The sequence below is a fragment of the Gordonia ajococcus genome, from assembly GCF_012974285.1.
Classification (GTDB): Bacteria; Actinomycetota; Actinomycetes; order Mycobacteriales; family Mycobacteriaceae; genus Gordonia; species Gordonia amicalis.
Genome location: NZ_CP052884.1, coordinates 2,983,624 through 3,009,073, shown reverse-complemented (window position 1 = coordinate 3,009,073; position 25,450 = coordinate 2,983,624). Strand labels below are relative to the sequence as shown.

21 protein-coding genes are annotated in these 25,450 nt (G+C 69.3%); 10 read left to right on the top strand and 11 right to left on the bottom strand.

The window, feature by feature from the left end:
• Window positions 1-32: 32 nt before the first annotated feature.
• Entirely contained in the window at window positions 33-623 is a 591-nt protein-coding gene (locus GAA2_RS13565; protein WP_096273859.1) for a hypothetical protein, read from the top strand.
• A gap of 109 nt (window positions 624-732) precedes the next feature.
• Here GAA2_RS13565 and GAA2_RS13560 read toward each other — a convergent pair whose 3' ends face one another.
• Window positions 733-2,097: a DUF349 domain-containing protein gene (locus tag GAA2_RS13560; RefSeq protein ID WP_024498488.1), complete on the bottom strand. Its 1,365-nt coding sequence runs from the start codon at window positions 2,095-2,097 to the stop codon at window positions 733-735.
• A 214-nt stretch (window positions 2,098-2,311) separates the two neighbouring features.
• On the opposite strand from GAA2_RS13560, the gene GAA2_RS13555 reads away from it, so the two are divergent.
• From GAA2_RS13555 to hflX, 4 genes are read left to right on the top strand one after another with little or no spacing between them, the layout of a single operon-like run.
• A complete protein-coding gene (locus GAA2_RS13555) occupies window positions 2,312-3,061 on the top strand; it encodes a hypothetical protein (protein WP_024498489.1) in 750 nt (249 codons plus the stop codon).
• Window positions 3,058-3,975 (top strand): tRNA (adenosine(37)-N6)-dimethylallyltransferase MiaA, encoded by a 918-nt coding sequence (gene miaA, locus GAA2_RS13550; protein ID WP_024498490.1) that lies wholly within the window; start codon window positions 3,058-3,060, stop codon window positions 3,973-3,975. The genes GAA2_RS13555 and miaA overlap by 4 nt, the downstream gene beginning before the upstream one ends.
• A 45-nt stretch (window positions 3,976-4,020) precedes the next feature.
• Entirely contained in the window at window positions 4,021-4,917 is an 897-nt protein-coding gene (dapF, locus tag GAA2_RS13545) for a diaminopimelate epimerase (RefSeq protein ID WP_024498491.1), read from the top strand.
• Window positions 4,918-4,968: 51 nt separating this feature from the next.
• Entirely contained in the window at window positions 4,969-6,423 is a 1,455-nt protein-coding gene (gene hflX / locus GAA2_RS13540) for a GTPase HflX (RefSeq protein WP_024498492.1), read from the top strand.
• A gap of 21 nt (window positions 6,424-6,444) precedes the next feature.
• Here the strand turns inward: hflX and GAA2_RS13535 are convergent, their stop codons facing one another.
• From GAA2_RS13535 to GAA2_RS13520, 4 genes are all read right to left on the bottom strand, one after another.
• A complete protein-coding gene (locus GAA2_RS13535; RefSeq protein ID WP_006436465.1) occupies window positions 6,445-6,705 on the bottom strand; it encodes an HPr family phosphocarrier protein in 261 nt (86 codons plus the stop codon).
• A 71-nt stretch (window positions 6,706-6,776) separates the two neighbouring features.
• Window positions 6,777-8,852 carry a fructose-specific PTS transporter subunit EIIC gene (locus tag GAA2_RS13530; protein ID WP_024498493.1) on the bottom strand — a complete coding sequence of 692 codons (2,076 nt, stop codon included), beginning with the start codon at window positions 8,850-8,852 and terminating at the stop codon, window positions 6,777-6,779.
• A 59-nt stretch (window positions 8,853-8,911) separates the two neighbouring features.
• Window positions 8,912-9,877 carry a 1-phosphofructokinase gene (pfkB, locus tag GAA2_RS13525; RefSeq protein WP_024498494.1) on the bottom strand — a complete coding sequence of 322 codons (966 nt, stop codon included), beginning with the start codon at window positions 9,875-9,877 and terminating at the stop codon, window positions 8,912-8,914.
• Window positions 9,874-10,644 (bottom strand): DeoR/GlpR family DNA-binding transcription regulator, encoded by a 771-nt coding sequence (locus GAA2_RS13520; RefSeq protein WP_024498495.1) that lies wholly within the window; start codon window positions 10,642-10,644, stop codon window positions 9,874-9,876. Before GAA2_RS13520 ends, pfkB begins: the two co-directional genes overlap by 4 nt.
• Window positions 10,645-10,778: 134 nt before the next feature.
• On the opposite strand from GAA2_RS13520, the gene GAA2_RS13515 reads away from it, so the two are divergent.
• The gene (locus GAA2_RS13515; RefSeq protein WP_024498496.1) at window positions 10,779-12,479 is read left to right on the top strand and encodes a phosphoenolpyruvate--protein phosphotransferase; all 1,701 of its coding nucleotides are present in this window, start codon (window positions 10,779-10,781) and stop codon (window positions 12,477-12,479) included.
• Here GAA2_RS13515 and lexA read toward each other — a convergent pair.
• Window positions 12,457-13,164 (bottom strand): transcriptional repressor LexA, encoded by a 708-nt coding sequence (gene lexA / locus GAA2_RS13510; RefSeq protein WP_006436470.1) that lies wholly within the window; start codon window positions 13,162-13,164, stop codon window positions 12,457-12,459. The two genes, GAA2_RS13515 and lexA, sit on opposite strands and share 23 nt — an antisense overlap.
• Window positions 13,165-13,400: 236 nt before the next feature.
• Here lexA and GAA2_RS13505 point away from each other — a divergent pair, with 236 nt between their 5' ends.
• Together GAA2_RS13505 and nrdR are read left to right on the top strand one after the other, a co-directional pair.
• Window positions 13,401-13,967, top strand: a complete 567-nt coding sequence (locus GAA2_RS13505; protein WP_024498497.1) for a LysM peptidoglycan-binding domain-containing protein — start codon at window positions 13,401-13,403, stop codon at window positions 13,965-13,967.
• Window positions 13,968-14,066: 99 nt separating this feature from the next.
• A complete protein-coding gene (gene nrdR, locus GAA2_RS13500) occupies window positions 14,067-14,534 on the top strand; it encodes a transcriptional regulator NrdR (RefSeq protein WP_006436472.1) in 468 nt (155 codons plus the stop codon).
• Here the strand turns inward: nrdR and hrpA are convergent.
• Complete coding sequence (gene hrpA / locus GAA2_RS13495) at window positions 14,508-18,494, bottom strand: ATP-dependent RNA helicase HrpA (protein WP_024498499.1); 3,987 nt, start codon at window positions 18,492-18,494, stop codon at window positions 14,508-14,510. The genes nrdR and hrpA overlap by 27 nt on opposite strands.
• A gap of 61 nt (window positions 18,495-18,555) precedes the next feature.
• On the opposite strand from hrpA, the gene GAA2_RS13490 reads away from it, so the two are divergent.
• On the top strand, window positions 18,556-19,815 hold the full coding sequence (locus tag GAA2_RS13490; RefSeq protein ID WP_051349601.1) for an aspartate aminotransferase family protein: 1,260 nt from the start codon (window positions 18,556-18,558) through the stop codon (window positions 19,813-19,815).
• A gap of 234 nt (window positions 19,816-20,049) precedes the next feature.
• Here GAA2_RS13490 and GAA2_RS13485 read toward each other — a convergent pair whose 3' ends face one another.
• Both GAA2_RS13485 and GAA2_RS13480 read right to left on the bottom strand, forming a co-directional pair.
• Window positions 20,050-20,583 carry an alkyl hydroperoxide reductase gene (locus tag GAA2_RS13485; protein ID WP_024498501.1) on the bottom strand — a complete coding sequence of 178 codons (534 nt, stop codon included), beginning with the start codon at window positions 20,581-20,583 and terminating at the stop codon, window positions 20,050-20,052.
• Window positions 20,584-20,593: 10 nt separating this feature from the next.
• Window positions 20,594-21,181: a peroxiredoxin gene (locus GAA2_RS13480; protein ID WP_024498502.1), complete on the bottom strand. Its 588-nt coding sequence runs from the start codon at window positions 21,179-21,181 to the stop codon at window positions 20,594-20,596.
• A gap of 130 nt (window positions 21,182-21,311) precedes the next feature.
• Between GAA2_RS13480 and GAA2_RS13475 the strand changes: the two genes are divergently transcribed.
• Complete coding sequence (locus GAA2_RS13475) at window positions 21,312-22,244, top strand: hydrogen peroxide-inducible genes activator (RefSeq protein ID WP_024498503.1); 933 nt, start codon at window positions 21,312-21,314, stop codon at window positions 22,242-22,244.
• 4 nt (window positions 22,245-22,248) lie between these two features.
• On the opposite strand, the gene GAA2_RS13470 is transcribed toward GAA2_RS13475, so the two are convergent.
• Together GAA2_RS13470 and GAA2_RS13465 are read right to left on the bottom strand one after the other, a co-directional pair.
• Complete coding sequence (locus tag GAA2_RS13470; RefSeq protein ID WP_035760358.1) at window positions 22,249-24,354, bottom strand: DEAD/DEAH box helicase; 2,106 nt, start codon at window positions 24,352-24,354, stop codon at window positions 22,249-22,251.
• Window positions 24,351-25,331 carry a PAC2 family protein gene (locus tag GAA2_RS13465; protein ID WP_024498504.1) on the bottom strand — a complete coding sequence of 327 codons (981 nt, stop codon included), beginning with the start codon at window positions 25,329-25,331 and terminating at the stop codon, window positions 24,351-24,353. The genes GAA2_RS13470 and GAA2_RS13465 overlap by 4 nt, the downstream gene beginning before the upstream one ends.
• Between the last annotated feature and the right edge of the window lie 119 nt (window positions 25,332-25,450).

Genomic DNA, 25,450 nt, shown 5'->3' with positions numbered 1-25,450 from the left:
GCACGAACTCGAGATAGAAACAAAGTGAGGCGATGACGATGTCCGAGGATCCGTTCAAGGAGTATGAGAGCGATCTCCGCAAGGCGGAGCGTCGTGTGGCCGGTGAGATCGACCCCGGAGCCCGCGCGGTCGTCGTGGCCGTCGCCGTGTTGCTCGCCATGGTGTCGCTGGTCCTGCCGCACACGGGCTCCGTGACCGGTCTCGAGGTGCTGTCCTTGACACCCGAGGCAGCGGCCGAACGAGTCACCATCGTGTCGAAGATCTTCGTCTACCTGGTGGCGATCTTCGGCATCGCGATGTCGATGCTCGCGCTGCTGACCCGCCGATGGGTTCTGGCGTGGATCGCGTTGTGCGGCTGCGCGATCGCCTGCGTGGCGGGCATGCTCGCGTGGTGGTCGCGCAACACCCCCGGCGTCGGTGGCGTCGAACCCCCGTCGGGTGTGGGCGTCGGTCTGATCCTCGGCTGGATCGCGGTCTTCGTCCTCACCTTCCACTGGTCGCGCGTGGTGTGGGCGCGTTCGTCCTACCACCTGGCGATGGAGGCCGAGCGTCGCAGGCAGGCCGCCGAGCAGGAGGCCTACGCCTCCGCGCTCTACCGCAAGGACCCCGACGACCAGTCCTGAACGATCGGCTCCGCAAGCTCCGCTCCCTGAGGAGGCCCGGAGCCTGCGGAGGGCCGTAAGCTCCGCTCCCTGAGGAGGCCCGGAGCCTGCGGAGGGCCGTCTCGAAGGGTCAGCGGTCGGTCACGGCGCTCTGGGCGGCCACGGCCCACTCGCGCCACTGTGCGGCCTGTTCCCGCAGTGACGCCGCATCGCGGTCCTTGCCGCGTTCGGCTGCCTTGCGGGCCTGCTCCTCGAACTGTGCGGCGCGATCCGCGAACTGTGCGGCACGTGCCTGGGCCTCGGGGTCGGTGCGCTGCCACTGCGCGTCCTCGGCGTCGCGGATGCGCTTCTCGAGAGCACGCGCGCGTGCCTCCAGCGAGTGCATCTGATCGCGCGGCACCTTGCCGATCTCATCCCACTTGTCTCGGAACGCCCGGAACTCACGGCGTGCGCCGTCCAGGTCGGCGGACGGGTTGATGGCGCGCTCGGCGGCGTCGAGCAGCGCGATCTTGGCGGTCGCATTGGCGGTGAACTCGGCGTCGCGTTCGGAGGTCGCGGCGTTGCGGGCGTTGAAGAAGACGTCCTGGGCGGCCTTGAATCGCTGCCACAGGGCTTCGTCGGTGTCGCGGGGGGCGCGGCCGGCGGCCTTCCACTCACCCAGGAGTTCGCGGAACTTCGCCGAGGTGGGTCCCCATTCGGTCGACGAGGACAGTTCCTCGGCGCGGGCGATCAGCGCCTCTTTTCGTTCCTTGGCGCCCGCTCGTTCGCGGTCGAGTTCGGCGAAGTGCGCACCGCGGCGGCGATTGAAGGCATCGCGTGCCTTCGCGTAGCGCTTCCACAGGACGTCGTCGGTCTTGCGATCGATGCCCTTGATCGCCTTCCACTCGTCGAGGATCTCGCGGAGCCGGTCGCCGGCGCTCTTCCAGTTGGTGGCCTCGGCGCCGATCTGTTCGGCCTCGGTGGCGAGGGTCTCCTTGCGGGCGATGGCGGCGGCGCGGGTCTTCTCGCGCTCGGCGCGCAGCGACTCGGCGACCTCGTCGGCGCTGCCCACGATCGCCTCCAGCCGCCGCTGCAGCGCGGCGACGTCGCCGATGACATGAGCGTTGGGCAGATCGTCGAGCAGGTGCTTGGCCGCCGCCTGCGCCTTGCGCGGATCACCCGAGCGTGCGCTGAGGCGTTCCTCGAGGATCTCGACCTCGGTGGCGAGATCGTCGAAACGGCGCGCGAAGTGGGCGAGACCCTCTTCGATCGTGCCGGCCTGCCACTGGCCGATCTCGCGTTCACCGTCGGCGGTCTTGAGCCAGACCACACCCGAGGAGTCGATCCGGCCGTAGCGGTGCGGGTCGCCGGCGCTGATGTGCGGAACGACAGGTTCGTGGGCTCCCGGCCGCGGGCCCGGCTTGGGGCGAGGGCCGGGTTTGGGTCCGGGCTTCGGCCCCGGCGCGCCCGTCTGGGGTGCCTGGGTGGCCGCGGAGGGATCGGTCGGGTGGGTCATCTGCACAAGTCCTGCCGCTCATTGGTGCCGCGCGTCACGGCTGCCGGTCGCTGGGTCGGTTCTCGCCGGGCATCGTAACGCCGCGGCGACAGCCGACAGTACGGATCCATTCAAGCAGTTCAGGCGCGTGCATGTGGCGTGCGTGCCGACTTGCCGACATCCGTGTCGGGGTTCGGCCGTCGGCGGCCGCGCCCGGTTCGACTAGCGTCGTGGTGTGCTTGCGGCCGTCGTCTTCGTACCGAGTGCCCCGTTGCTGGTACCCGAGTTGACCGGTCCGTCGGCGTTCGACACCGAACCCGTGCGATCGGCGGTCGGTGATGCCCTCGCCGACGCCGCGGCGACCGGGATCGACAGGTGGGTCGTGGTCGGTGCGACCGACGAGCCGATGACCGGGCCGGTCGACGAGGCGGAATCGGGCAGTTTCGCCCGGTTCGGGGTCGATCTCCGGGTGAGCCTGAGCGGTGTCGGGCCGGACGCCGAGACCGGCCCCCGGATGAGCCTGTCGGGGCTGATCGGTGCCTGGCTGCGCGAGTCGGCGTCGCTGGGCCCGACGACCGCGTTCATCGTCGGCCGGGAGACGACGCCTCGTGAGTGCGCCGCGATCGGTGCGGATCTCGCCGCGCTGCTGGGCGATTCGCGCGAGCGGGTCGGACTCCTGGTGGTCGGCGACGGCTCGACCGCGCTGACGCCCAAGGCGCCGGGCGGTGGTCGACGGGACTCCGCGGTCGCCCTCAACGACGCGATCGTCGCCGCGATCGGCGGCGCCGACACGGCAACGCTGGCCGCACTCGAAGCCGGACCCTGTGACAACGAGGGAGTCGGCGGCCGGGTGGCGTGGCAGGTCGTCGCGGCCGCTGTCGAGAACTCCGGCTCCGCCCTCGTCGCGAAGACGGGCTACGCCGACGCGCCGTTCGGTGTCGGCTACGTCGTCGCGACGTGGACCGTCACCGGTGATCCGGCATGAGCGATCACTCGGCGCCGCGGCCGATCATGGTCGTCGGTCCGACGGCGTGCGGGAAATCCGACCTCGCCCTCGACCTGGCCGAGCGGCTGGACGGGGAGATCATCAACATCGACGCCATGCAGCAGTACCGCGGCATGGACATCGGGACGGCCAAGGTGCCCGTCGCCGACCGCCGCGGCATCGTGCATCACCAGATCGACGTCCTCGACGTGACCGAGGTGGCCACCGTCGCCCGGTATCAGCAGGCTGCCTCCGCCGACGTGGAGCGTCTTCTCCACGCGGGGCGCATACCGGTGATCGTCGGCGGATCGATGATGTACATCCAGGGACTGCTCGACAACTGGCAGTTCCCGGCGACCGATCCCGAGGTTCGCGGCCGCTACGAGGAGATGCTCGCCGAGCGCGGTGTCGCCGAGATGCACCGGTTGCTCGCCTCGGTCGATCCGGCGGCGGCCGCCACCATTCTCGACACCGACGGTCGGCGCGTCGTCCGTGCTCTCGAGGTGGTCGAACTGACCGGGCAGCCTTTTGCGGCATCGCAGCCGACGATCGGTGAACCCCGTTGGGGTACCACGATTCTCGCGCTCGACCGGGAGACCGCCGAACTCGACGACCGGATCGCGCGGCGTACCCGGCTGATGTTCGAGACCGGTCTGACCGACGAGGTCGAGGCCCTGTGCGCCGCCGGACTGCGGGAGGGCCGCACGGCGTCGCAGGCCATCGGGTACAAACAGGTCCTCGCGGCACTCGACGGCGAGTACGACATGGCGCAGGCCGAGGAACTCACCTTCATCGGCACCCGCCGGTACGTGCGCAGGCAGCGGTCCTGGTTCCGGCGCGATCACCGCGCCGTGTGGCTCGACGCCGCCGCCCCCGATCTCGCCGACCGCGCCCTCGCGGCCGCCGCCGTGTGAGATCACCGGCAGCTGACGCTCTGCGTGACAAGTAGTCTGGGGCGCGTGAGTTCCCACCAGACCGGTCTGCGCTTCGTGAAGGGGCACGGCACCCAGAACGATTTCGTCGTGCTCGCCGACCCGGCCGCCGAACTGGCCCTCGACACCGAGATGGTCGCGGCGCTGTGCGATCGTCAGCGGGGCATCGGGGCCGACGGCCTGCTGCGCGTGGCGCGCACGGGTGCGCTCGTCGAACGCGGCGTCCTCGCCGCCCTTCCCGACGGGGTCGCGGCCGACGACTGGTTCATGGATTACCGCAACGGGGACGGCTCGATCGCCGAGATGTGCGGCAACGGGGTCCGGGTCTTCGCCCACTTCGTCCGCGCCACCGGACTCACCGCCACCGACGCCTTCACCGTGGGATCGCGCGCCGGTGCGCGGCCGGTGATCATCCACCACTTCGACGACGTGCACGCCGAGGTCACCGTGGAGATGGGCGTCGCGCGCCTCGACGGCACCTCGGTGGTGCGGATCGGCGACGACGTCTACCCGGGCGCCAAGGTCGACGTCGGCAACCCGCACCTGGCGTGCGTGGTCGCCGATCTCACCGCCGACGAACTCGCGGCCGTCGACTTCGCCGCCGGAGTGGTCATCGAACCGGGCGACTTCCCGAACGGAGCCAATGTCGAGCTGCTGACCCCGCCGGTCGAGGACGTCGACGGGCGGCTGTATGCACGGATGCGGGTCTTCGAACGCGGCGTCGGCGAGACGCGCAGTTGCGGAACGGGCCTGGTCGCGGCCACGCGGGCCGCTCTCGATGCACGCGGTCAGGACACCGGTGAACTGCGCATCGGCATCCCGGGCGGCGAGGTCACCGTGACCATCCGGCCCGACGGCTCCACCCTGCGCGGCCCCTCCATGCTGGTCGCCGACGGTGTCCTGCGACCCGGTTGGGACCGCTGAGCCGATAATCACGTGCTGAGCAGGGGGCGGGCGTGAGACCATGGATCCCGTATGACCGAATCATCAGCACAGATCCTTTCCTCAGCGGACCTCGACGATCGCACCGGTGACATCCGGGACGACGATCCGACGGTCGGCGAACTCCAACTCTCCGAGCGCGCGTCACTGCAGCGCGTCGCCGGACTCTCCACCGAACTCACCGACGTCACCGAGGTCGAGTACCGGCAGCTCCGTCTCGAGAAGGTGGTCCTCGTCGGTGTCTGGACCGAGGGCAGCGCCGCCTCGGCCAAGGCCAACATGACCGAACTCGCGGCCCTGGCCGAGACCGCCGGCTCGCAGGTCCTCGACGCGGTGATCCAGCGTCGTTCCAAACCGGACTCGGCCACCTACATCGGCAGCGGCAAGGCCGACGAACTCCGCGAGATCGTCCTCTCGACCGGCGCCGACACCGTCATCTGCGACGGTGAGCTCACCCCGGCGCAGCTCACCGCGCTGGAGAAGGTCGTCAAGGTCAAGGTCATCGACCGCACCGCGCTGATCCTCGACATCTTCGCCCAGCACGCCACATCCCGGGAGGGCAAGGCGCAGGTCTCGCTCGCGCAGATGGAGTACATGCTCCCGCGCCTGCGTGGTTGGGGTGAGTCGATGTCCCGCCAGGCCGGCGGCCGTGCCGGCAGCAACGGCGGCGTGGGCCTGCGTGGTCCCGGTGAGACCAAGATCGAGACCGACCGTCGCCGCATCCGTGAGCGGATGGCCAAGCTGCGGCGCGAGATCCGCGACATGAAGAAGGCGCGCACCACCAAGCGTGCGGCGCGCCATCGTTCGTCGATCCCGTCGATCACGGTCGCCGGCTACACCAACGCCGGCAAGTCGAGTCTCGTCAACGCCATGACCGGCGCCGGTGTCCTCGTCCAGGACGCGCTGTTCGCGACGCTCGACCCGACAACCCGGCGCGCCACCCTCGACGACGGCCGGGCCGTGGTCTTCACCGACACCGTCGGTTTCGTCCGCCACCTGCCGACCCAACTCGTCGAGGCGTTCCGGTCGACGCTCGAAGAGGTCGTCGACGCCGATCTCCTCCTGCATGTGGTCGACGGATCGGATCCGTTCCCGATGGAACAGATCTCGGCCGTCCGTCAGGTCATCGGCGAGATCGTCGCCGAGGAGAAGGTCGAGGCGCCACCGGAACTGTTGGTCATCAACAAGATCGACGCGATCGACGGCAACCGGCTCACCGAGCTGCGCGGTGCGGTGGGTGTCGACGCGGTCTTCGTCTCGGCACGCACAGGTGAAGGACTGCCCGAACTGTTCGACCGGGTCCGCGAGTTCGTGGGCCGCGAGGACGTCGAACTCACCATCGAGGTGCCGTTCTCGCGCGGCGACATCGTCTCGCGGATCCACAGCGAGGGCGAGGTCCTCGACTCCGAGCACACCGAGTCGGGCACCACCATGAAGGTCCGCGTCCCGGCCGCTTTCGCGGGCGAGATCGCGGACCTCACGGTGTAGACCTGCTCAGCCGGCGTCCGTTCAGTCGGCATCCAGATCGGTCTCGACGAGGGTGACGATCTTGTCGAGCGCTGCCTGATCCTCGGCGGTGACCACGACCTTGGCGCCCTTCTCGGCGCCGAGGGTCATGATCATCAGTGCCGAACCGGCGTCGACCGGGTCGCCGCCCTCGAGTTCGAGGGTCACGGTGCTGCCGGAGTCGGCGACGGCCTCGGCGATGATCGTGGCCGGCCGGGCGTGCAGGCCGACGGCCGATCCGACGGTGGCGGTGGTGCTGGGCATGGTGCCTCCTGTGTTGCTGGGGTATTCGGTTGTCGTGCTGGATGAAACGTCGGGTATGAGTGGGTCTGGGATCAGGCTGCCACGGCCTCGAGGTCGGCCGCTGCCACCTCCCTGGTCCTGCCGAATTGCTTCGCCGCGGTCACCGCGACCGCGCTGAGCACGGTGCCGGCGACGAGGGCCACGAGGAACAGCACCCAGTTGTTCATGGCGAAGAAGACGAAGATGCCGCCGTGTGGGGCGCGGAGCTCCACACCGAACGCCATGATGAGCGCACCGGACAGTGCGCCGCCGGCCATCATCGACGGGATGACGCGGAACGGGTCGACCGCGGCGAACGGGATGGCACCCTCGGAGATGAACGATGCGCCGAGAAGCCAGGCGGCCTTGCCGTTCTCGCGTTCGGGTTCGGTGAACAGCCCGGGACGCAGCACCGTGGCGAGGGCCAGGGCGAGCGGCGGGACCATGCCGGCGCACATCACCGCGGCCATGATCTGGAACTGTGCGGGACCGGCGGTCGCCGCGTCGGCGATACCGGCGGTTGCGAACAGGTAGGCGGTCTTGTTGACCGGACCGCCGAGGTCGAAGCACATCATCAGGCCCAGCACGATGCCGAGGACGACGGCCGATCCGCCGGACATGCTCTCCAGTCCGGAGTTCATCTGCTCGGTCAGCCAGGCGAGCGGCTTGCCGAGCACCATGTAGAGCAGTCCGCCGACGATCATGCTGCCGAACAGTGGGATGACGACCACCGGCATCAGTCCGCGAGCCCACTGCGGGACCGGGAGCCGCGAGATCCACAGACACGCGGCGCCGGCGATGAGACCGCCGATGAGTGCGCCGATGAAGCTGGCGCCGACGGAGAGGGACACGATGCCCGCGACGAAACCGGGGGCGATGCCGGGGCGGTCGGCGATGGCGAAGGAGATGTAACCGGCGAGGACCGGGACGGCGAGTCCCATCACCCCCGATCCGATCGCGAAACTCACCGCGCCGAGGTACTGCAGGAGCCCGCCGGACGGCAGATCCCAGACGCTGTTGTTGAGCGCGATGTAGACGGCGTCGTTCAGGGACCCGGCGCTGTCGAGGGTGCTGTTGGCGATCTCGTACCCGGCGAGCAGGAAGCCGAGCGCGATGAGCAGGCCGCCCGCCGCGACGAACGGGATCATGTAGCTGACACCGGTCATGAGTGCCTGACGAGTGCGCGCACCGAGTCCGACACCCGACGACGCGCCGGTCTCGGCGCCCTCGGTGCCGCCGTCGTCGGTCACCCGCGCCGCGTCCGGGTTCCGTCCGGCCGCAACGGCTTCGGCGATCATCGCATCGGGTTCGTTGATGGCTCGTTTGACGCCCGAGGCGATCACCGGCTTGCCGTGGAAGCGACCCTTGCCCTTCACCCCGATGTCGGTGGCGAAGATGACGGCGTCCGCGTTCGCGATGACCTCGGGGTCGAACGGCGTGGTGGCCGACGAGCCCTGGGTCTCCACCGCGAAGTCGACATCGGCACGGTCCGCGGCGTACCTGAGCGCGTCCGCGGCCATGTAGGTGTGCGCTATTCCGGTGGGGCAGGCGGTGATCGCGACGATGTGCGGCCGGTTCTGCGCCGGCGTCCGGGCGGTGACCGGGGTGTCCGTGGCCGGCGCCATCGGCGCTGCCGGGGAAGTGGTTGCGGTCGTGGTCTCGGTCTTCTTGGCGTCGGGATCGATGGCCTCGGTGACCAGTTCGATGATGCGTTCGTCGTTCTCGGCGGCGCGGAGGGACGCGACGAAGTCGGGGCGGACCAGCGAACGCGCCAGGGAGCTCAGCACTTTCATGTGCGCCGCCGCACCGCCCTCGGGGGCGGCGATGAGGAAGACGAGGTCGGCCGGCCCGTCGGGTGCCCCGAAGTCGACCTGGCGCGACAGTCGCGCCATGGCAAGGCTCGCCGTCGTCACCGATGCGGTGCGCGCGTGAGGGATGGCGATGCCGCCGGGGAGCCCGGTGGCCGACTTGGCTTCCCGCTCGAGTGCCGCGCGGGCCAGATCGGCGGGGTCGGTGGTCCGTCCGGCAGCGGCCAGGGCGTCGGCGAGGGTGGTGATGACGGCGGCGGGGTCTGCACCGGCGTCGACGTCGAGACTCACCGTCTGGGCGGTGATGATCTGCTCGGTCATGGGATGTCCTTCGGCATGGAGAGGGGCGGAGTGGTCGGGTGCCCGGTGGGGGATTCGGTTCAGTTCATCGGGGCGGCCCCGGAGAGTTCCGTGACCGTGACCCCGGACAGGTCGAGGTGGTGGGGGGTGGGGGAGGAGGTGCCCGCCAGTGCGGCGGCGGCCGAACCGTAGGCGACGGCGGACCGCAGACAGTCGGGAGCCGACGCGCCACGCGTCTGCGCGACGAGGAATCCGGCGAGGGAGGAATCACCCGCGCCGACGGTGCTGCGCGGAACGGTGGGTGGCGGCGTCGCGCACCAGACGCCCGCCGCGGTGGCGAGGACCGCGCCCCGTGCCCCGAGCGTGGCCAGCACGGCGCCGCCGATCTGCTCGACGAGCGCCGTGGACGCGGCGACGATGGGACGGAGGTCGTTGCGGGAGAGCGATTCCCGCAACTCTGCCGGATCGGTGCCGGTGAGTTCGGCGAGTTCGTCCTCGTTCGGCTTGATCAGGTCGACTCGTCCGGCGGCGGCCGCACGCAGCGGTGCTCCCGAGGTGTCCACCGCCACGCGGCAACCGGCGGTGACCAGGGCGTCGGCGACGGTCCGATACCAGTCCTCCGGTACGCCGGGCGGCAGTGATCCGCACAGCGTGACCCAGTCCGCGCCGTCCGCGTAGGTGCGGATCAGTGCGCTCAGCGCGGCCAGTTGAGCCGCCGTCAGGCTGACGCCCGGGGCATTGATCTTGGTGGTGGTGCCGTCGGCTTCGGCAATGGTCACGTTCGAGCGCACCTCGCCGTCCACGGGGACCGCGTCGTAGGGGAGTCCGAGCTCGTCGAGGGCGGCGAGCAGCGGGTCGCCCGCACGCGCCGGGAGCAGTGCCCGGGTCGGTAGTCCGGCGGCGGCGACGGTGCGGGCCACGTTGACGCCCTTGCCGCCCGGTTGGGCGCGGACCACACCGGCTCGCTGGACCTCGCCGCGCCGGAGCGGGGTGTCGAGTTCGAGGGTGCGGTCGACGCTGGGATTGGCTGTGACGGTGAGGATCATGCGATCACGACCTCGACGCCGCGGGCGGACAGGGCGGCCGAGAACCTCGGATCGATACCGGAGTCGGTGATCAGGACGTCGATGTCGTCGATGCCGGCGAATCCCGACAGCTCCTCGCGCTCCATCTTCGAACTGTCGGCGAGGACGACGACGCGTCGGGCCGCGGCAACCATCGCCGCCTTCACCGCCGCCTCGTCGGGGTCGGGCGTCGACAGACCGTGCGCTTCGCTGAGGCCGTTGGTGCCGATGAATGCGGTCGTCACGCGCAGCCGTCCCAGTGCGGCGACCGTCTCGGCGCCCACCGTGGCCTGGGTGAGTCCGCGGACGCGACCGCCCAGGGCGTGCAGACCGTCCGCATGGCGGCCGGCGAGCAACCCGGCGATCGGCAGGCTGTTGGTGATCAGCGTCAGATCGCGGTCCCGCGGCATGACCTCCGCGGCACGGAACGTGGTGGTGCCGGCGTCGAAGAGCACCGATCCGCCGTCGGGCGGCAGGAAACGGAGGGCGGCGCGGCCGATGGCGGCCTTCTCCTCGATCTGTTCGGTCTCCCGTTCGGCGATGCCGAGTTCACCGATCACCCGCATCACCTCGGGGCGGACGGCACCGCCGTGGACGCGCTGCAGGTGCCCGCCGCGTTCGAGAACGGCCAGGTCGCGCCGAACCGTCTCGCTGGTCACGTCGAACTTCGCGGCGAGCTCGGCGACCGAGGCGCGCCCTGCGACGCGAACCTCCTCGGCGATGGCCTGCTGTCTCTCCTCGGCGTACACACCGGCTCCGTTCTGATCGTTCCTGCTCACTCGGCCACCGCGAAATGTGGGAATATGTGGCTTTGAATGTTGTAGTAACTGTGTTTACGCCTTTTTATGTTGACAAGTCAAGCCAAATTTGTAACCGTGGTCACATGACGCAGATTCTGACGGGGACGCCGGTCGTCGGTGGTGTGGCTCATGGACCCGCACTGTGGCCGGGACGCCGTCCCGACCACAGTGCGGAGGCGCTCGGCGCCGGTGTCGAGATCTCCGAGGACCAGCGCCCGGAGGAGGTCGCACGATTCACTGCGGCGGCAGGCGTCGTCGCCGCGCGACTCCGTGAGCGCGCGTCGCAGAACACCGGCGTCGCCGCGGAAGTACTCGCCGCCACCGCCGGACTCGCGGAAGACCGCGGCTGGATCGGTGCGGCGTCGGCCCTGATCGCCAGGGGTACGCCGGCACCGTCGGCCGCCGTTGCCGCCACCGAACAGTTCGCCGCGGTGTTCACCAAGCTGGGCGGCCTGATGGCCGAGCGGGTCACGGACCTCAACGACGTCCGCGACCGCGTGCTCGCCGAGCTCCTGGGACTGCCCGAACCCGGGTTGTCCACGCCGGAGGTGCCCTCGATCCTGCTGGCCGACGACCTCGCACCCGCCGACACGGCCGGCCTCGACCCCACCACCACGATTGCCCTCGTGACGCGACTGGGTGGGCCCACCAGCCACACCGCGATCATCGCCCGTCAGCTCGGCATCCCGTGCGTCGTCGCGGTGTCCGGACTCGTCGGGATCGATGCGGGTACGGCGATCCTCGTCGACGGCACCACGGGTGAGATCGCCGTCGACCCCGATGACACCGCCGCGCGAGCCCGAGTCGAGGAGTATCGGCGTCACGCCGCTCGCGTCGCCGGATGGTCGGGTCCGGGTCGCACCGGCGACGGGGTGGAGGTGGCGATCCTGGCCAACGTCGCCGACGGGTCGTCGGCCCGCGCAGCAACCGATCACCCGGTGGAGGGTGTCGGACTGTTCCGTACCGAATTGGCCTTCCTCGAGCGCGCCGAGGAGCCTTCGGTCGACGAGCAGGCGGGCATCTATCGCGAGGTGCTGGACGCTTTCGACGGCCGCAAGGTGGTCATCCGCACCCTCGACGCCGGCTCGGACAAGCCGCTGCGCTTCGTGACCCATCCCGACGAGGCCAACCCGGCACTCGGTGTGCGCGGCGATCGAATCGCCTTGGCGCACCCCGAGATCCGCGCGCGCCAGCTCGACGCGATCGCCCGGGCGGCGCTGGAGGCCGACGCGCAGCCGTGGGTCATGGCCCCGATGATCGCCTCACCCGCCGAGGCGGCGACATTCGCCGCGCAGGTGCGCGAGCGTGGACTCGTCGCCGGTGTGATGATCGAGGTTCCCGCCGCGGCGATCCTGGCCCCGGCGATCCTGGCCGAGGTGGACTTCGTCTCGATCGGCACCAATGACCTCACGCAGTACACGATGGCCGCTGACCGAATGTCCGCCGAGCTCGCATCGCTGACCGATCCGTGGCAGCCGGCCGTGCTGCATCTCGTCGCAACGGTCGCCCGGGCCGGACGTGATCAGGGCAAACCGGTGGGCGTCTGCGGAGAGGCCGCGGCCGATCCGCATCTCGCCTGCGTGCTGGTCGGACTCGGGGTGACCTCGTTGTCGAGCGCTCCCGTCGCGGCGCCCGCGGTCGGCGCCCGGCTCGGCGCGGTCACCCTGGCAACCTGCGAAAACGCGGCGGCGGCCGCGCTGGCCGCCACCGATCCGGCTGCAGCTCGCGCGGCGGTCGCCGCGGTACTCGACAGTGACGAGGTCAGACTCGCCTCATCACGGTGACGACCTTGCCGAGGATGACGGCCTCGTCGCCCGGGATCGGGTCGAACAACTCGTTGTGCGGCATCAGCCAGACATGACCCTTCTGGCGTTTGAAGGTCTTGACCGTGGCCTCGCCGTCGATCATCGCGGCCACGATGTCGCCGTTGTCGGCCACGTTCTGCTGGCGGACGACGACCCAGTCGCCGTCGCAGATCGCGGCGTCGATCATCGACTCGCCGACGACCTTCAGCAGGAACAGCGATCCCTCGCCGACGAGCTCCCGGGGGAGTGGGAACACGTCCTCGACGGCTTCCTCGGCGAGGATCGGTCCGCCTGCGGCGATCCGGCCGAGCACCGGTACGAAAGTGGGTTCGGGCAGTGCTCCGCCGGTCGGCGAGGTCGGCGTCGGGGGTTCGCTCGGCGCGATGTTCACCGCCCGCGGACGGTTGGCATCACGTTTGAGAAGGCCCTTGCGTTCGAGCGTCCGCAGCTGATGGGCGACCGAGGAGGTCGAGGTGAGACCCACCTCGTCACCGATCTCGCGGATGCTCGGCGGGTAACCGCGTTCTCGCACGGATTTGCGGATCACCTCGAGAACTCCGCGCTGCCGCGGCGTCAGCGACGCCTCGGCAGCCGCCATGTCCGCCGGGGTGACGGGCTCGTCGGCGCCCCGCGCTCCGGTGCGCTTACCGCCGTCATCGCTCATGATCGGGTTCCTCTCGATTCCGAACGTGCTGGTAGATCGCTTGTCTTTCGACGAGCCTAGCCGAGAACGCCGACCGCATCAAACATTTGTTCGACGTGTCGCGAGACAATTGTCGGAGTGCCGTGCTACAAATCGAACATCAGTTCATCGAACGGATGATCGACATTCGAACAGTTCGACCGGGACGACGCGGTCCCACTCACGAACACCGTTCGACCGGATACACGGAGGGCACCATGCGCACCGCCACTCTCATCGACCCCGTCCACCTCGACCCCGCCCGGCACGACCCCGCCCGGCACGGCGGTCCCGTCCGCGGCGACGTCCTGGAGCGTCCGCGCCCGACACGTCGGGGAGACGCCCGGCGGCCCGTCGACAACCGTCCGGTGCCGGAATCGGCGGTCCGGGTCCGCCGCGTCGCGTCCACCCAGTGCGCGTCGCCGGTGGGTATGCGCGGTCGTGGACCGGTGGTCCCGGCGTGGCGTCCCGCCGAGGCGGCTCCCGCGGCCGTCATCCGCCGGCGTCGCCGCACGGCGACCGCTGTCCTCGCCGGCGTCGCGCTCGCCCTGGCCGTGTGGGTCATCGCGGTCGTCGGCCAGAACTACGCCGCGTCGGTCACGCCTGCCGCGGTCGGCACCGAGGTCGTGCACGTTCGGTCGGGTGACTCGCTGAGCACGATCGCCTCGCGGGTCGCCCCCGAGATGCCGCGTGAGGCCGTCGTCGACGAGATCATCCAGCTGAATGACCTCGCGTCGAGCGGGCTGCGCGTCGGCCAGCCGCTCCTCACCCCCCGGTACCACTGAGGCCGGGCGGTATCCTCGATGCCACAGGGACCAGCCGAGCACCGGCCCGGCATGCGGCGCGGCTGCATCAGAGCGTCCCGTGACCTGCGTGAGGATACGATGCGCTGCCCCTTCTGCAAGAACGACGACACCAAGGTCATCGACTCGCGTGTCGCTGATGAGGGGCAGGCCATCCGGCGCCGCCGCTCCTGCGTGGAGTGTGGGCGACGCTTCTCGACCGTGGAGAGTGCGGTCCTCTCGGTGGTGAAACGCAACGGCGTCACCGAACCGTTCAGTCGCGAGAAGGTGATGCGAGGTGTCCGGCGCGCATGCCAGGGGCGCCACGTCGCCGAGGACGCTCTCGCCCAGCTCGCCCAGCAGGTCGAGGACACCGTCCGCGCCAGTGGTTCGGCCGAGATCCCCAGCAATGAGGTGGGACTCGCGATCCTGAAGCCGCTGCGGGACCTCGACGAGGTCGCCTACCTGCGCTTCGCGTCGGTGTACCGGTCCTTCGACTCCCTCGAGGACTTCCAGCGCGAGATCGACGACCTCCGGGCCGCTTCAGCCGAGTCGGTCAAGAGTTCGTAGGACCCGCTTCTCCGACACCGGGAACGCGGTGCCCAGCCGTTCGGCGAACAATCCGACCCGCAGCTCCTCGACGAGCCACTGCGCCTCGTCGTTGACGTGCGCTTTCCGGTGTTCGGGTACCTGGGCCAGCCGCTGCGCCCACCGTTCGGTCACGCGGTCGATCACGGCGACTCCGGCCTGATCTCGCGCGGCGGAAGCCGGGAGTGCCGTCAACCGTGCCTCGGCGGCCGCGAGGTAGCGCGGCACGTTCTCCAGATGATGTCGCGGAGTGGCGGCCACGAATCCGTCGAAGACGAGGTTGTCGAGTTGTTCGGCGACGTCGTCGGCGGCGAGCGAACCCGCATGACGGTCGATCGCGGCGCGTACCGGCGCCACCGAGCCGAGCGACTCCACCGCGAGAGAGAAATACTCCGGAGCCGACTCGGTGATCCGTGGACGGATCTTCTCCGTCAGGGTGCGAAACGCCTCGGGTGAACGCACGGCGGACGCGGTCCCGGCGTGAAGGCCGGCGACGACGTCGCGGATCGCCCGGCGTGTGCAGTCGGCCAGCAATGTATCGAGATCCGCATAGGGACTCTGGCTCAACGCCAGCCGGCCGGCGGCGCCGAGCGAACTCGCCACGCGCCGGTGCAGTGGCGGGATCGCCAGGTCGAGGAGCGCGACGATCCCCCTCTCCGCCAGGCGATCTCGGGCCTGCTCCGACACCGCGTCGATCACGACCACCCCGCGTGTACGTCCGGCGTCGTCGGTGATCGCGTCGACGGTCGGGTACCTGGTGAGGCGCTGACCGGCGATGTCGACGGTCCGCTGCGCGGCGAGAGTGCCGATGCCGTCGTCGGTCCAGCTGCGATACAGCGTGCGTTTCACCGTCTTCGACGCCGCGGGCGTCGTCGCACGCTGAAGCTCGTCGATCGAGTCGGCACGCGCGGTGATCCGTCCGTCGTCGTCGGCGACCGCGAAATGCATCCGCAGATGGAGGGGAATCCGGTCGAGGTCGAAATCGGCGGCGGTGACCGTCATCTGGGTGATCGTGGTGAGTTCGCGGGCGAGCCCGACCGCGAGCGGTTCGCTGCGAGGCGTGAGACGGGCCAGCGCCAGGTCGGCGAACCGCTGGGCGGGGGACATCGACTTGCGCAACCTCTTGGGCAGCGATTTCACCAGTGCGGTGGCCAGTTCCGACCGCATCCCGGGCACGGACCAGTCGAAGCCCGCCGACCGGACGTGGGGCAGCAGTGCGCGCGGGATGATCACGGTGACACCGTCATCGGGTGCGCCGGGTTCGAACCGGTAGCGGAGCTCGAGTCGGGTGTCGCCCTGCTGCCACGCACCCGGATAGTCGGTCGGTGCGGCCTCGGCGGTTGCCGTGACATCCTCGGGCTTGAGGTCCAGAAGGGCAGGATCGCTGCGCCGTGCCTTCTTCCACCACGTGTCGAAGTGACGTGCGGAGGTGACCTCGGCGCCGACCCGGTTGTCGTAGAACTCGAAGAGCTGATCCTCGGTGATCACGAGTCCGCGTTCGCGCCTACGGTTCTCGACGTCGGCGGCGGCCTCGAGGAGGGCGCGGTTGCGTTCGAAGAACGGGTGCTGGGTACGCCAGTCTCCCTCGACGAGGGCATGGCGGATGAACAGCTCGCGCGAGACGACCGGGTCGATGGGACCGTAGTCGACGCGGCGACGGGCGACGAGGGTGACGCCGTAGAGGGTGACCCGCTCGTACGCCATCGCGGCGCCACGTTTCGACGACCAGTGCGGCTCGCTGTGCGTGCGTTTGACCAGATCCCCGGCCAGTTTCTCCGCCCACAACGGATCGATCCCGGCGACCGTGTGCGCGAACAGCCGGGAGGTCTCCAGGACCTCCGCGGCCATGATGAACGCCGGCGGTTTCTTGGCCAGCGGCGACGCCGGGAAGATCATGAGCGTCGTGTTCCGCGCCCCGGTGAATTCACGACCCTCGGTGTTGCGGACCGCGATGTTGCTGAGCAGACCCGACAGGATCGCGCGGTGGACGGCATCGGCGTCGACCTGCGGCAACTCCTCGCCGGCCGGACGCACGGGCCAGTCGAGATCCTTGACGATCTCGGTGAGCTGACGGTGCAGGTCCCGCCACTCCCGGATGCGCAGGAAGTGCAGGAACTCCCGCTCGCACATCCGCCGGAACCTGCTGCCGGACAACTCCTTGCGCTGTTCGTCCAGGTATCGCCACAGTTCGACGTAGGACAGGAAGTCCGACTGCGGCACGACGAATCGACGATGGGAGGCGTCGGCCGCCTCGCGATGTTCGGCCGGCCGTTCGCGCGGATCGGGCAGCGACATCGCGGACGCGATGACCAGCAGGTGGTCGAGGCAGCCGAGTTCGCGACCCGCGATCAGCATGCGGGCGATCCGCGGGTCGACCGGTATCCGCGACATCGAACGGCCGACGGGGGTGAGGCGCGGCGGGCCGCCTTCGCGGCTCACGGTGATCGCGCCGAGTTCGGTCAGCACGCCCATACCGTCGCGGATCGCGCGCTCGTCGGGCGGCTGGACGAACGGGAAATCCGCGATCTCACCGAGTTTGAGCGAGGTCATCTGCAGGATGACCGCGGCCAGGTTGGTGCGCAGGATCTCCGGGTCGGTGAACGCCGGCCGCGAGTCGAAGTCGTTCTCGCTGTAGAGCCGGATACAGACACCCGGCGCGACGCGACCGCATCGGCCGGCGCGCTGGCGGGCGCTGGCCTGCGAGACCGGTTCGATGGGAAGACGATTCACCTTGGTGCGGGTCGAGTACCGGCTGATGCGAGCGGTGCCGGTGTCGATGACGTAGCGGATGCCGGGCACCGTGACCGATGTCTCGGCGACATTGGTGGCCAGGACGATCCGTCGACCGTTCGACGGAGCGAAGACCTTCTGTTGGTCGGCGATCGACAGACGTGCGAACAGCGGGACGATCTCCGCACCGCCATCGCGGCCGGTTCCGGTGCGGCGCCGCAACGCATCCGCGGTCTCGCGGATGTCGCGCTCGGTGGGTAGGAACACCAGGATGTCGCCCCGGCCGCCGGCCCACAACTCGTCGATCGCGGCGTCGATGCCCTGGATCTGGTCGAGGTCGGCGTGCTCGCCGCCCCCGGTGTCGTCGCCGCTGTCCGGGCGTTCCTGGAGGCTCAGGGGCCGGTAACGGATCTCGACGGGGTAGGTGCGACCGGACACCTCGATGACCGGCACCGAGGCGTCGGGTGTGCTGAAATGCCGTGCGAAACGGGCGGGTTCGATGGTGGCCGAGGTGATGATCACCTTCAGGTCCGGTCGTTGCGGCAGCAGCCGGCGCAGATAGCCGAGGATGAAGTCGATGTTGAGGCTGCGCTCGTGGGCTTCGTCGATGATCAGCGTGTCGTAGCGCCGCAGCATCGGATCGGTGGCGATCTCGCGGAGCAGGATGCCGTCGGTCATCACGCGGATCAGGGTGTCGGCCCCCGAACGGTCGGTGAACCGGACCGAGTAGCCGACCGCGTCACCGAGTTCGGTGTCGGTCTCGTCGGCGATGCGTTTGGCCACCGAGCTCGCCGCGATACGACGCGGCTGGGTGTGCCCGATCGTGCCGCGGATGCCGCGCCCGAGTTCGAGGCAGATCTTCGGTAGCTGTGTTGTCTTACCCGAGCCGGTCTCGCCGGCCACCACCACGACCTGATGGTCCCGGATGGCGTCGGCGATCTCCTCACGAGCTGCCGACACGGGGAGTTCGTCCGGGAAGCGCAGCACCGGCACGCCTGCCCGGCGCCGTTCGAGGCGGTTGCGTGCCTTGGCCACGTCGGCGACGAGCTGCTCCCACTTGCGTGGGTCGGGGGTGCGGCCCAGCTTGTCGACCCGGCGGCGGAGTCGGTGAGCGTCGAGGATCCCCACCTCGTCGAGCGAGCGCAACAGCTGGGATCGGGAGATGCCGGGCTGAGGATCTCGCGGGGCTGGATCTGGGGACTCGACCGACATGATGTCTCCAGGATATGGGTCGCTGCCGGGGGTGTTCACCTCGCCCGGCATCATGGGGGCCATGGCTGATTCTTCGAGGGCACTGTCCGATACTCCTGGCGCTCTGTGGCACGGTTTCGCCGACATGGGTGCGGTGACCGCGAGTGGCCCGTTCGTCGTGACCAAGGGTGAGGGAACCCGCATCTGGGACCGCGACGGCAAGTCCTATCTCGACGCGACGGCCGGTCTCTGGTTCACCAACGTGGGCCACGGCCGCACCGAGATCGCCGACGCGGTGGCGCGTCAGCTCGGCACCATCGCGCACTATTCCAACTTCGGGGACATCGCGAGCGACGTCACGCTGCAGCTCGCCGACGAGCTGGCCGCGATCGCACCGGTGCCCGGTTCCAAGATCTTCTTCACCTCGGGCGGCAGCGACTCGATCGACACCGCGGTCAAGCTCGCCCGCCGGTACTGGGTGGAGCAGGGCAAGCCCGGCAAGCGCGTCGTCGTCAGCCGCACGAAGGCGTATCACGGCATGCACGTCGCCGGTACGTCGCTGGCGGGCATCCCCCTCAATCACGACGGCTACGGCGAGCTCATGCACGACGTGCAGAACGTCGACTGGGATGACGCGAAGAGCCTGCTCGGCCTCATCGAGCGGGTCGGTGCGGACAACATCGCCGCGTTCTTCTGCGAGCCGATCATCGGTGCCGGTGGCATCTACCTGCCGCCGGCCGGATACCTGGACGAGGTTCGCGCGATCTGCCGCGACCACGACGTCCTGTTCGTCGTCGACGAGGTCGTCACCGGCTTCGGTCGTATCGCCGGCGACTCGTGGTTCGCCTCGGCGCGCTTCGACCTGCAGCCGGACATGATCACCACTGCCAAGGGCCTCACCTCGGGCTATGTGCCGATGGGTGCGGTCTTCATCGCGCCGCGCGTCGCCGAACCGTTCTTCGCCGGCGGCGTCTGGTGGCGCCACGGCTACACCTACGGCGGTCACGCCGCCGCGGCGGCCGCCGCGCTGGCCAATCTCGAGATCATCCGCCGCGAGAACCTGCTCGCGGAGGCGACGCGGCTCGAGGGGGATCTCGCCACGGCGTTGTCCCCGCTGGCCGACCTCGATTCGGTCGCCGAGGTGCGCACCGGCCTCGGTGCGGTCACCGCGGTCCAGCTCGCCGACCCGGCATCGGCTCCGGCGGCGGTGGTGAAGCTGCGTGAGCACGGTGTCAGCACGCGCGCCGCGGGACAGGGCGCGCTGCAGATCTCGCCGGCCTTCGTGATGACGACCGACGAGGTCGGCGAACTCGCCGACCGTATGCGGGCCGCGCTGAGCTGAGCACAAGCGCCCCCTGATCCGAAAGTAGCGACCCGACCCCTCGCTCCCTGAGGTGCGAGGAGCGTAAGCGACGAGCCTCGAAGGGCTGGTGAGGATTTCGGACGCATCTCGCCAGGGCCTTCGTGGCTCGCTTCGCTCGCGCCTCAGGCAGCAGAGGGGCCGCCCGCGCGGCAGTGGATACAACAAGGCCCGGTTACCGAATCGATAACCGGGCCTTGTTGTCTGGACGCGCTATCAGGCGTTCGCGAGCACCTCGGTGGTGGCGATGGCCTGGGCCACGCCGGTCACGATCGAGGCGACCTTGAGGGCTTCGAAGATCGCCTCCCGGTCGACGCCGGCCTCGCGCAGGGTGTTCTCGTGGGCGGCGACGCAGTGCCCGCAGCCGTTGACCGAGGATACGGCGAACGACCACAGCTCGAATGCGGCCTTGTCCACGCCCGGGTTGCCGATGATGTTCATCCGCAGGCCGGGACGCAGGTCGTCGTACTTGCCGTCGAGAAAGCCGCGGCCACGGTAGAACACGTTGTTCATGCCCATGATCGACGCGGCGCCCAGGGCGGCGTTGTACGCCTCGGCCGACAGGATGTCGGCGGCCTCGTCGGCGATCTCGCTGAGCACCTTGGCGTTCTTGGTGGCGGCGGCGGTCGACAGCAGCGTGCCCCACAGCTGCTCTTCATTCAGCGCGGTGGTCCGGCTGATCGAGCCCAGGTTGAGCTTGAGGTCCTTCGCGTACTCCGGAAGGGCTTCCTTGAGGTTGTCGATACTCATCTGATCCCCTCTAGACGCCCGAGGACATGAGCTCGCCGGCGTTGATCGTCGGGTCGCCCTTCTTCCAGTTGCAGGCGCACAACTCGTCGGACTGCAGGGCGTCGAGGACACGAAGGACCTCGTCGACGTTGCGTCCCACCGAGCCCGCGGTGACCGACACGAACTGGATCTCGTTGTTCGGATCGACGATGAAGGTGGCGCGGTCGGCGACCCCGTCGGCGTTGAGAACGCCTGCAGCGGTGGCCAGTTCGCGCTTGAGGTCGCTCATCATCGGGAAGGGGAGGGTCTTCAGGTCCTCGTGCTGTGCACGCCACTGGAAGTGGACGAACTCGTTGTCGACCGAGGCGCCGAGCACCTGGGTGTCGCGATCGGCGAACTCGTCGTTCAGCTTGCCGAATGCGGCGATCTCCGTCGGGCACACGAACGTGAAGTCCTTGGGCCAGAAGAAGACGACGCGCCACTGACCGGGGTGGTCGTCGGAGGTGACGGTGGTGAAGTAGTCATCGGGCTGCTGGGCGTTGACCTTGCTGAGGTCGCCGCCGATCACGGCGGTGAGGTTGTAGGCGGGGAACTGGTCACCGATGGTGAGCAGGGCCATGTATCGCTCCTTCAGCTGAGTGAGTGAGTGTACGGAAACTGCGCGCGAACGAATTTCGCGACGTACGAGTACCATCGTGCCGGATTTTGCGCGAAAGCGAAACGTGATTAGTAGCACTACACTGATAGCCATGCCCGATAAAACTTATCAGCCGACCGTCGCCGGACTGCGCGCCTTCGTCGCCCTGGCCCAGCGCAGACACTTCGGTGCCGCCGCAACGGATTTGGGCGTGAGTCAGCCCTCGCTCTCGCAGGCCTTGTCGGCGCTCGAGGCGGGCCTCGGGGTGACGCTCGTGGAGCGCACCACGCGCCGCGTCCTGCTGACCCCGGACGGAGAGGAACTGCTGCCGCGGGCGATCGCGGCCGTCGACGCCGTCGACGAGTTCACGGCGGCGGCCGCGGGTGCCGGACGGCCGTTGCACGGGACGATCCGTCTCGGTGTCATCCCGACCGTCGCGCCCTATGTGCTGCCGGCCGTGCTGCGCGGTCTCGGTGAGAGACTTCCCGACCTGCGCCCTCGAGTCGTCGAGGAGCAGACCGCCCGTCTCGTCGAGCAACTGCGGGGCGGGACGCTCGACGTGGCGCTCCTCGCGCTGCCGCTCGAGATCCCAGGGATCGTCGAGGTGCCGCTCTACACTGAGGATTTCGTCCTCGCCCTGCCGGCCGGGCACGCTCTCGCCGGAAAGCGCCGAGTGGATCCCAGCGCCCTGGCCGACCTGCCGTTGCTGCTCCTCGACGAGGGGCATTGCCTGCGGGACCAGGCGCTGGAGGTGTGCGCGCTCGCGGGTGTGCGTCCTGATCTGGGACAGACCCGCGCGGCGTCGCTGACGACGGCCGTGCACTGCGTCGTCGGCGGTCTCGGGGTGACCCTCATCCCGCAGACCGCGGTCGCCTCGGAGACCGCATCGGGGGACCTGGCGATCGCCACGTTCGCCTCGCCGCGTCCGGGGCGCCGGATCGGGCTGGTGTTCCGGCGGTCCGCACGCCACGACGAGTCGTATCGGGAACTCGGGTCGATCATCGGTGAGCTCGTCGCCGAGACGGGCGCCGTCACGTCGGTCTAGGCGGTCAGGCCTCCGCAGCCTCGGCGGCGAGTGCCTCCCACTCGTCGACGAGGCTCGAATCGACCTCGCGGACCATGGTGCCGAGGTCGACGACGATCTGTTCGATCTCCGGCGTCACGGCGCTGGTCGGAACACCTTGGCGCAGAACCCGATAGCAGTCGGACAGGTAACGCAGCACGACGCCCTCGCTCCGGGCCAGCCCGTACGCGGAGATCAGCTCGGTGAAGGTCATGGCCTTCTCCAGCATCTCGCGGAGTACCGACTTCGGGTTGGGCGGGAACGACGCCACCCAGGGGTGGCCGCGCCGATAGATCTCGAACGCGCCGAAGATCTCCTCGAAGAGGGGTTGCGGCCAGGAGATGTCCTCCAGGCGCGACATCCGTTCCTCGTACTCGATCCCGTCGGCCTTCATCTCGGCGATCGCCGCGTCCCGGGCCACCTTGCGCTGGGCCAGCAGCAACGGCCGCGGGTTCTCCAGCGTCGACTCGAGAATCGAGATCACATCCAGTGCGTACGTGGAGGACTCCGGGTCGAGGATCTCGAACGTGGCCATCGCGAAGGCCGACAGCGGATTGGTCAGCGCGAAGTTCTCCGGCATGTCCACGCTCATCGCGATGTGCCGTCCGGTCTCATCGGGGGCGTCGAGCTGCACGACGATCCCGGCATCGCGCAGACCGCGGTACAACTCGATGGTGTGCTTGATGTGGCGCAGTTGACGATCACGCGGTTCGTGGTTGTCCTCGAGCAGGTGCCGGACGGCGGCGAAACAATCGCCGGGCCGACCCAGGACCTCGAGCAGCATCGCGGTGGTCATCTGGAAATGCGACCGCAACGGCTCGTCGGGTGCGTCGATCAGCTGGGTGAAGGTCTTCTCACCCCAGGATACGAAGCCTTCGGGAGGCTTGCGGCGCACCAGCTTCCGCAGCTTCTTGGGATCGTCGCCGGCCTTGGCGACGGCGCGGGCGTTCTCCACGTCGTGCTCGGGTGCCTGGGCCACCACATAGCCGACGGTGTCGAAGCCGGCCCGGCCGGCGCGGCCCGCGATCTGATGGAACTCCCGCGCCCGGAGGCGGCGGACGCGACGGCCGTCGTATTTGCTCAGCCCGGCGAACAACACCGTCCGGATCGGCACGTTGATGCCCACGCCGAGGGTGTCGGTGCCGGCGATGACCTTCAGCAGTCCCTGCTGCGCAAGACGTTCGACGAGCCGCCGGTATCGGGGGAGCATCCCGGCGTGATGGACGCCGATGCCCGAGCGCAGCAGCTTCGACAAGGTGTTGCCGAAGCCGGTGGAGAACCGGAAGTCGCCGATGGCCTCGGCGATCGCGGCCTTCTGCTCCTTGTCGCAGATCTTGACGCTCAGCAATGCCTGCGCGCGTTCGACGGCAGCGGCCTGGGTGAAGTGCACCACGTAGATCGGTGCACGTCCGCGCTCGACGAGATCGGCGATCGTCTCGTGGATGGGCGTCATCGCATAGTCGTGTTCGAGGGGCACGGGACGCTGGGCGCCGGTGACCTCGACCGTGTCCCGGCCGGTGCGGCGGGTGAGGTCGTCGACGAAGAAGGAGACGTCGCCGAGCGTCGCCGACATCAGCAGGAACTGGGTGGAGGGCAGCTCGATGAGCGGCACCTGCCACGCCCAGCCACGGTCGGGCTCACCGTAATAGTGGAACTCGTCGGCGACGAGCGTGCCGATGTCGCTGTCGCCACCGGCCGCTAGGGCGAGGTTCGCGACGATCTCGGCGGTGGCGCAGATGATCGGCGCGTCCGGGTTGACCGTCGCGTCACCGGTCAGCAGGCCGACCTGGTCGGCACCGAACATCGCGCACAGCTCGAAGAACTTCTCGCTGACGAGGGCCTTGATCGGCGCGGTGTAGAAGGCGCGCTCACCCCGGCAGCGCGCGAAATACAGGGCGCCGGCGGCCACGAGCGACTTCCCCGAGCCGGTCGGGGTCGCCAGGATGACGTGGCTGCCGGCGAGCAGCTCGAGCAGTGCCTCTTCCTGGTGCTCGTACAGGTCGAGGCCGCGATCGGTCCACCACTGCGTGTAGGTGTCGAGCGCCTGGTCCTCGTCGTCGACGGGCGCCAGGGCCGCCGCGCTCGCGGTCAGATCGACGATTGCGGTCCCTCGTCTCCGGGCTCGTCGTCCTTCGAACTCTGCTCGGCGGCCTGTTCGGCGAGGAATCGTTCGAGTTCGGCACCGAGCTCGTCACCGCTGGGCAGCGACTCCTCGGCGGCCAACAGCGACGCGCGCTCCTCGGCGGCCTGCGTGAAGGTGTCGTACTGGGTCTCCAGTGCGGTGACGACCGACTCGATCTCGCTGTTGCCCTCGACCTCGGTGTCCACCTGTGCGCGCACCTTCGCGGCGGCGCTCTCCAGCGCGGCGAGCGGCAGGTCCAGACCGGCCAGCTCGGCGACTGCGCCGAGCAGTCGCGCGGACGCGGCCGGGTAGTTGGTCTGCGCCAGGTAGTGCGGCACGTGGACCGACAGGCCCGAGGCTCGGTAGTCGTGCTCGCTCATCCGCAGTTCGAGCAGCATCGAGGCACTGGCCGGCAGCTTCATCGCCGAACCCCAGCGGGGGAGGTTCCCCAGGGCGTCGGGGTCGCTGCCGTGTGCGGTGATCGACGGCGGGCGCGTATGCGGCACCGCCATCGGGATCGCGTTGAGACCGATGACATCCGTGACTCCGAGTCGGTCGGACAGGCGGCGCACCGCGTCGACGAACTGTTCCCAGCGCAGGTCGGGTTCGGCGCCCGCCAACAGCAGGAAGCCCTTGCCCGCGTTGTCGCGGATCGCGTGCAGCGTCAGTGCCGGCATCTCGACCTCGGTGAAGGTCTCCCCGCTGAACGAGATCGTCGGGCGCCGGGAGCGGTAGTCCATCAGTTCGTCGGAGGAGAACGTCGCGACCAGTTCCGACTCCAGGCTGTCCCGGAGATGGGTGGCCGCCAGCGCGACGGCGTGGCCGGCGTCGGCGAACCCCTCGAGCGCATGGATCAGAACCGGGCCCGTGCCATCGGCACGGGTGACCTGCGGAGCGGGAAAGGCGAGTTCGTACAGCGCGTCGTTCCGCGCAGGTTGCTCGTCCACGTCATCCCTCCTTGTACGTGGCAGCCGTGGCACAGCACGGCTGGATTCTCGTCATATGTCTCATTGTCTCGCACCGGGGTCGCGGGTGAGCACGGGCATCCGGCGAAACACCAACAGTG

What these genes read in the sequence shown, in the direction of transcription:
- GAA2_RS13565 (WP_096273859.1), top strand. Translation starts at nt 33, where the DNA reads ATGACGATGTCCGAGGATCCGTTCAAGGAGTATGAGAGCGATCTCCGC.
- GAA2_RS13560 (WP_024498488.1), bottom strand. Translation starts at nt 2,097, where the DNA reads ATGACCCACCCGACCGATCCCTCCGCGGCCACCCAGGCACCCCAGACG.
- miaA (WP_024498490.1), top strand. Translation starts at nt 3,058, where the DNA reads ATGAGCGATCACTCGGCGCCGCGGCCGATCATGGTCGTCGGTCCGACG.
- hflX (WP_024498492.1), top strand. Translation starts at nt 4,969, where the DNA reads ATGACCGAATCATCAGCACAGATCCTTTCCTCAGCGGACCTCGACGAT.
- GAA2_RS13535 (WP_006436465.1), bottom strand. Translation starts at nt 6,705, where the DNA reads ATGCCCAGCACCACCGCCACCGTCGGATCGGCCGTCGGCCTGCACGCC.
- GAA2_RS13530 (WP_024498493.1), bottom strand. Translation starts at nt 8,852, where the DNA reads ATGACCGAGCAGATCATCACCGCCCAGACGGTGAGTCTCGACGTCGAC.
- pfkB (WP_024498494.1), bottom strand. Translation starts at nt 9,877, where the DNA reads ATGATCCTCACCGTCACAGCCAATCCCAGCGTCGACCGCACCCTCGAA.
- GAA2_RS13515 (WP_024498496.1), top strand. Translation starts at nt 10,779, where the DNA reads ATGACGCAGATTCTGACGGGGACGCCGGTCGTCGGTGGTGTGGCTCAT.
- lexA (WP_006436470.1), bottom strand. Translation starts at nt 13,164, where the DNA reads ATGAGCGATGACGGCGGTAAGCGCACCGGAGCGCGGGGCGCCGACGAG.
- GAA2_RS13505 (WP_024498497.1), top strand. Translation starts at nt 13,401, where the DNA reads ATGCGCACCGCCACTCTCATCGACCCCGTCCACCTCGACCCCGCCCGG.
- nrdR (WP_006436472.1), top strand. Translation starts at nt 14,067, where the DNA reads ATGCGCTGCCCCTTCTGCAAGAACGACGACACCAAGGTCATCGACTCG.
- hrpA (WP_024498499.1), bottom strand. Translation starts at nt 18,494, where the DNA reads ATGTCGGTCGAGTCCCCAGATCCAGCCCCGCGAGATCCTCAGCCCGGC.
- GAA2_RS13490 (WP_051349601.1), top strand. Translation starts at nt 18,556, where the DNA reads ATGGCTGATTCTTCGAGGGCACTGTCCGATACTCCTGGCGCTCTGTGG.
- GAA2_RS13485 (WP_024498501.1), bottom strand. Translation starts at nt 20,583, where the DNA reads ATGAGTATCGACAACCTCAAGGAAGCCCTTCCGGAGTACGCGAAGGAC.
- GAA2_RS13480 (WP_024498502.1), bottom strand. Translation starts at nt 21,181, where the DNA reads ATGGCCCTGCTCACCATCGGTGACCAGTTCCCCGCCTACAACCTCACC.
- GAA2_RS13475 (WP_024498503.1), top strand. Translation starts at nt 21,312, where the DNA reads ATGCCCGATAAAACTTATCAGCCGACCGTCGCCGGACTGCGCGCCTTC.